Origin of the sequence: Syntrophorhabdus sp. (assembly GCA_012719415.1) — a bacterium.
GTDB lineage: Bacteria > Desulfobacterota > Syntrophorhabdia > Syntrophorhabdales > Syntrophorhabdaceae > Delta-02.
Map to the genome: position 1 here is coordinate 1 of JAAYAK010000021.1, position 6,301 is coordinate 6,301.

The window sequence follows — 6,301 nt, forward strand, 5'->3', positions numbered from 1 at the left end:
ATTGGGGCGGAGGACCTCGCTGAAGCCGAGGTACTTTCTGCCGCCGCCGCAGCCGATGGAGTCGACGTTGAAAGCGAGAGAACGGCCTCGTGCCGCCCGTGTGATGTCGGCGAGGATGCAGCGATGCTCCTCCAGGCTCTTCGGCCCTTTCACGATGGCGGCGCCGGCCTCGTCATCACTGTAAAAGAAGACCACGGGCAGAGAAGCACCGGGGAAGTACTTCTCCCAAAGCTTCAGGAATCGTTCCTTGAATTGCATGTTCATGAATGACCTCCTCCTTTTTTAGAAGACGGTTTTAAGTTTTAGGTTTTAGGTTTTAAGCCGAAGCAAGGGTGATTCATGCAGATCCTGGCACTTAAAACTTAACACTTAAAACTTAAAACCGTTTTCCATTCTATCACGTTTCTTCCGGTGTCCAAAGTCCTTCTTGACAACGGTGGTCCACTTATCTAATATGTCACGTACCTGTTCATCAAACAGACCCCTTTTCGCTTGAGAAAGAGCCGGTCAGAGGCGAGAGTAGACTGGAAATGAGAAGATACCTGTTCTGTGTACTGGCGGTGTTTCTGATGATCGTCGGGAGTGACCTCTTTGCCCAGGAGGCGCCCATCAGGCCGGGCGAGCCCCTCAACCTGGAGAGGGCCATAGACATCGGTCTTAAGATGAACCCAGCCATCATGGGCTTCCAGTATACGATGAAGGCGCGCGAGGCCCAGCTCGGGCAGGCGCGGGCAGGTTATCTCCCGAAGGTCGACGGCTCGGCGGGGTTCACGCGCAACTTCGAGGTGAACAATACCCGTGACCCTTATTACGGGGCCCTTCTCGACCAGTACAACCAGAATGTCGCCAACGTGAGCCTCAAGCAGATGATCTTCGATTTCTGGAGGACGCCAACGAGTGTGAATATCGGAAGGCTCAACGTGGAATCGTCCCGCCGCGATATCGACAACAGCATGAACACCGTTGCCAACACGGTGAAGTCCTCCTACTACGGGGTCCTGAAGGCCAAGCGTTCGCGGGACGTCAACCTGGAGGTTGTCGGGCAATACGCGAAGCATTACCGCGTAGCCGTCGTCTTTTTCGAGGCGGGCAAGAAGCCGAAGTACGATGTTACGAAGGCCGAACTCGACCTTTCCAACGCGAAACTGAACCTCATCGGAGCCGAGAATGACCTCAAGGTCGCCTGGGTGAACCTCAACAACGCCATGGGCATAGACGGCGACGCGGACTATGCCATCCACGACAGTCTTGACTTCGACAGGTACGAGATCTCCCTGGAGGATGCACTGAAAACCGCCTACGAGACGCGGCCCGACCTCAAGTCCCTGGAGGCCCAGAGGGAGTCCGCCGAAAAGGCCGTTGCCCGGGCGAAGCAGGAATACTATCCGCAGATCAATGGTAACGCCCAGTACAACTTTGCCGGCAGCCAGTACCCCCTCGGGCAGGGCTGGTATGCCGGGGTCGCTCTGTCGGTCAACCTCTTTGACGGTCTGTCGACGACGAACAAGGTCGCCGAGGCCCAGGCGAACAAGCAGTCCGTCGACGCGAAGATCAGCGCCATGAAGCTCCAGATCACGCTCGATGTGAAGCAGGCGTGGCTGGCGCTTATCAAGGCACGGCAGACGATAGAGACCACAAATGTCCAGATACGGCAGGCGACGGAGAACCTGGAGATCGCGAACCTGCGCTATGACGCCGGACTCGCGACCCCTCTCGAGGTCACAGACGCCACGGTGACCTACAGCCAGGCGAAGCTGGCCAACATAAGCGCCCTCTTCGATTACAAGGTTGCCAGGGCCAACATGGAGAAGGCCATGGGGAGCAGATGATGGACGCACAGAAGGGCAGGGGAGTCATCGGCAGGCTTCGGGCGATGTCCCGGAGGAAAAAGGTCGTAGCGGCGGGGATCGTCCTCGTCTGCGTGGTCGTCATCGTATATGTCGCGACGAGAAAGAAGCCGGCGCCGCCGCCGGAGCGGGTGGCCGTGACCGCGGCGAAGGCTGTTGCGAAGGATATGCCCGTGGAGCTGAGGGAAATAGGGACCATCGAAGGTTATCGCAGCGTTCCCATCTACGCCCAGATAACGGGGCAACTGGTGAAGACCCATTTCAAAGAAGGTCAGGACGTCAAAAAGGGCCAGCCTCTTTTCACGATCGATCCCAACCAGTACCAGGCAAAGGTGCGCCAGGCCGAGGCGCAGCTGGCGCGGGACACGGCGCAGATGAAATTCGCCCGCGACGAGGCGAAGCGGTACAAGTACCTCTACGAAAAGGGCGCGGTCGCTCTTTCCGACTACGAGAACAAGCAGTCCGTCGCCGATGCGCAGGAGTCCCTCGTTGTCGCGGACAGGGCCTCTTTGCAGGATGCCCGGCTCAACCTGGCCCACTGTTTCATATCCGCTCCCTTCGATGGGCGCATGGGCGCCTATGCCGTCTTTGAGGGGAGGATGATCAAGGACGTGGATACCCAGCTAGCGACCATCAACCAGATATCGCCCGTCTATGCCTCCTTTTCCATAGCCGAAAAGGACCTCCCTGCCGTCAGGAAGTACTCCGTGGGTCAAAAGCTCAAAGCGAGGGTGCTTCCCGCCGGGTACACGGGAGAGCCGCCGGAAGGCGAGCTTACCTTCATGGACAATACCGTGAACACCCAGACGGGGATGATACTCCTTAAGGCGACATTTCCGAACACCGACAGGTTTCTCTGGCCGGGACAGTTCGTCAATGTGGTCCTCACTCTCACCACGGAAAAGGGCGTCGTCGTGGTTCCCGAGCGGGCTATACAGCTCAGCCAGACAGGGAAATATGCCTTTGTCATAAAGGCCGACGACACGGTCGAATATCGCGTGGTCGCGACGGACAGGACTGTGCGGGGCCTGACGGTGGTGCGAAAGGGGATAAACGCCGGGGAGACAGTCGTCACCGACGGCCACTTCAAGCTGAGGAACGGTTTCCCTGTTTCAGTGCGCGATTCACTCGCATCGGGACAGCGGGGTAACGGCGGAAGCCTTGAGGCCGCTCCCGGAAAACCCGCGCCTCAGAAGACCGGCACCGGAGCGCCCCCGCCGGAAGCCTCCGCAGGAACGAAGAAGTGAACATCTCGGCCATATGGATCAAGCGGCCCATCATGACCATACTGGTCATGTTCGGCATTCTCTTTTTCGGCATCAACAGCTACGTGGACCTTCCCATCAATAATCTCCCGGCCGTGGATTTCCCTACGATAATGGTTTCGGCCAGCCTTCCCGGGGCAAGCCCCGAGACCATCGCCTCGAACGTGGCAAAGCCTCTGGAGAAGCAGTTCTCGACCATACAGGGCCTGTCTTCCATGTCCTCCCAGAGCTACACGGGGTCGACTAGCATAATCCTTCAGTTCACCCTGGACCGCAATATAGACGCATGCGCCCAGGATGTGAACTCCAAGATAGCGGCCGCCCAGGGGGACCTGCCGACCAACCTGCCGAGTCCCCCCACGTACGAGAAGGTCAACCCCTCCGACCAGCCCATCCTCTATTTTGCCCTTGTTTCGGAGACGATGCCCCTCACCCAGCTCAACGATTACGCGGAGAATTATCTTGCCCAGAATTTCAGCATGGTCAACGGCGTCTCCCAGGTCATCACCTACGGCCAGAAGTTTGCGGCGCGCATCCAGGTGAACCCCAAGCTTCTGGCGAAGCAGGGCATCGGCATCGACGACGTGGAGCGGGCCATCAAGGCGGCGAACGTCAACCTTCCGGGCGGAACCATCGACGGGAGCTTCCAGGCCTTCACGATCGATTCCAACGGACAGTTGACGGTCGGAGAGGCGTACAGGGATGTCATCATAACCTATAAGGACGGTACGCCGGTCCGCGTGAAGGACGTTGGAGACGCGATAAGCGGCGTCGAGAAGGACAAGCAGATGGCCGCCTGGTACTCGACGCGCGAGAAGACCCGGCGCGCCATCGTCCTTGCCGTCAAGAAACAGCCGGGATCGAACACGGTCCTTGTCGCTCAAGGCGTCAAGGAACTCGTCCCCCGTCTGAAGTCGATGGTGCCCGAATCGGTGGAATGGCACCTCCTCTACGACGCCTCCGATTACATTGAAGAATCCATCCAGGACGTTCAGTTCACCCTTGTTCTGACCATCATCATCGTCCTTTTTGTCGTCTTCGTTTTCCTGCGGTCCTTCAGGTCGACGGTCATACCGAACGTGGCCGTGCCGCTGTCCATCATCGGCACCTTTGCGGTCATGAGCGTTCTCGGATTCAGCCTCAACAACCTTTCCATGATGGCGCTGGTCCTGTGCGTCGGCCTCGTCGTCGACGACGCCATAGTCGTCCTCGAGAACATAGTGCGGCGCATGGAGATGGGGGAGAACGCCACGGAGGCATCCTTCAAGGGGTCTCAGGAGATAGGGTTTACCATCATGTCCATGACCCTCTCGCTCGTTGTTGTCTTCATCCCCATCCTCTTCATGCCGGGCATCATCGGCAAGCTGTTCCATGAGTTCGCCGTCTGCATCGCGGCGGCGATCCTGATCTCCGGTTTCATCTCCGTCACCCTGACACCCATGATGTGCAGCCGCGTTCTCAAGGGTTTTCACGAGAAGAAGGAGGGCAGGTTCTACGCCTTGACCGAGAAGGGGTTTCAGGCCATGATAGGTTTTTACGGCCGCACCCTCCGGTGGGTGCTCACGCACCGGAGGGTCGCCCTCGTCGTCACCATCCTCGTCCTTGTTTTTTCAGGTTTTCTCTTCATGAGGATCCCGAAGGGGTTTCTCCCCACCCAGGACCAGAATTTCATGATGGCCTGGGTCCAGGCCGCCGACAAGATATCGTATGACGACATGATAAGACACCAGAGCGAACTCAACGAGCTTGTCAAGGCGGAGCCCGATGTGAAGGACTTTATCTCCGTTGCCAGCATGAATTCTTACAACAACGGTATCGTCTTCGTGATGTTGAAGAGCATGAAAGACCGCAAGCACTCCGTTGACCAGATAGTCGCCTCCTTAAGGCCGAAGCTCAACAGCATTCCGGGCCTCCTCGTCTTCCCCCAGAACCCGCCTCCCATCCAGATAGGGGCAGGAAACGCCCTGGCCGAGTATCAATTCACCCTTCAGGGTTCGGACCTGACGGACCTCTACAAGTACGCCGGGATATTCGAAGAGAAAATGGGCAAGCTCCCGGGCCTGGCGGACGTGAACTCCGACGTCAAGCTGAACATGCCGAAACTCTTCATTAATGTGGACCGCGACAAGGCATCCGCGCTGGGCCTCAGTCTCGACCAGATCCAGAACACCTTCTTCTCGGCCTACGCGTCCCGGAAAGTGTCGACCATCTACGGGAAGCTCAACCAGTATGCCGTCATCCTCGAGGTTCAGCCGCAATTCAAATCGGATCCCGACGCGCTTTCCTATCTTTACGTCAAATCGACGGCGAACAAGCTCGTGCCCATAGGTACCATATCGACCATCGAGCAGACGGTGGGCCCCGTGAACGTCAATCATACGGGCCAGCTCAACTCGGCCACCATAGCCTTCAATCTCACCCCGGGACACTCCCTGGGTGAGGCGGTGGATGCCACGCACAGGATAGCGAAGGATGTGAATCTGCCGCAGTCCATCGTGACGGGCTTCCAGGGGTCGGCGCAGGAGTTCCAGAGATCCTTTTCGGGCATGGGTTTCCTCCTCTTCGTCACGGTGCTCGTCATCTACATGGTCCTCGGCATACTCTACGAGAGCTTCATCCATCCCATCACGATCCTGACGGCCCTGCCGCTGGCGGCGTGCGGCGCCCTGCTGACCCTGTGGGTTTTTGGTATGGAACTCGACATGTACGGTATGGTAGGTATAATAATGCTGATCGGCATCGCAAAGAAGAACGGCATCATGATGGTCGACTTCGCCCTCGAGGAGGAGCGGACGAAAGGGCTCAACTCCGAGGAATCGATCTACCAGGCGTGCCTCATACGGTTCCGGCCCATCATGATGACGACGATGGCGGCCCTTTTCGGCACCCTGCCCATCGCGCTCGGGATCGGAGCGGGGGGGGACGCGCGTCAGCCCATGGGTGTCGCCGTGGTGGGCGGTCTCTTCCTTTCTCAGATCATGACCCTCTACATCACGCCCGTCTTCTACATCTATTTTGACGAGCTCAACCGCTGGCTCGGAAAGCGGTCCGGCAAAATAGAAAAAAAGGTATAAAGGAGTCTCCCATGTCCCAGGTCTACAAAGGCGTTCAATTCATTCCCGGTCAGGACGATTTCATCCCCGATTCCCATGTCTATGTTATTGGAGATCCGGCGTCCGGAGACATCTC

Annotated in this window: 4 protein-coding genes; 3 read left to right on the forward strand and 1 reads right to left on the reverse strand. The window is 57.9% G+C overall.

Translation table 11 applies throughout. The features are described from left to right. On the reverse strand, positions 1–264 hold a 264-nt coding region (locus GXX82_00945), incomplete at its 3' end, for a DUF169 domain-containing protein (GenBank protein ID NLT21593.1). A gap of 266 nt (positions 265–530) precedes the next feature. On the opposite strand from GXX82_00945, the gene GXX82_00950 reads away from it, so the two are divergent. Genes GXX82_00950 through GXX82_00960 form a run of 3 tightly spaced genes read left to right on the forward strand, consistent with a single transcriptional unit; the run spans position 531 to position 6,186 of the window. Then, positions 531–1,829 carry a TolC family protein gene (locus GXX82_00950; GenBank protein NLT21594.1) on the forward strand — a complete coding sequence of 433 codons (1,299 nt, stop codon included), beginning with the start codon at positions 531–533 and terminating at the stop codon, positions 1,827–1,829. Beyond that, positions 1,826–3,094 carry an efflux RND transporter periplasmic adaptor subunit gene (locus tag GXX82_00955; protein ID NLT21595.1) on the forward strand — a complete coding sequence of 423 codons (1,269 nt, stop codon included), beginning with the start codon at positions 1,826–1,828 and terminating at the stop codon, positions 3,092–3,094. The genes GXX82_00950 and GXX82_00955 overlap by 4 nt, the downstream gene beginning before the upstream one ends. After that, complete coding sequence (locus GXX82_00960; protein NLT21596.1) at positions 3,091–6,186, forward strand: efflux RND transporter permease subunit; 3,096 nt, start codon at positions 3,091–3,093, stop codon at positions 6,184–6,186. The genes GXX82_00955 and GXX82_00960 overlap by 4 nt, the downstream gene beginning before the upstream one ends. Positions 6,187–6,301 lie beyond the last annotated feature (115 nt).

What these genes read in the sequence shown, in the direction of transcription:
- GXX82_00950 (NLT21594.1), top strand. Translation starts at nt 531, where the DNA reads ATGAGAAGATACCTGTTCTGTGTACTGGCGGTGTTTCTGATGATCGTC.
- GXX82_00955 (NLT21595.1), top strand. Translation starts at nt 1,826, where the DNA reads ATGATGGACGCACAGAAGGGCAGGGGAGTCATCGGCAGGCTTCGGGCG.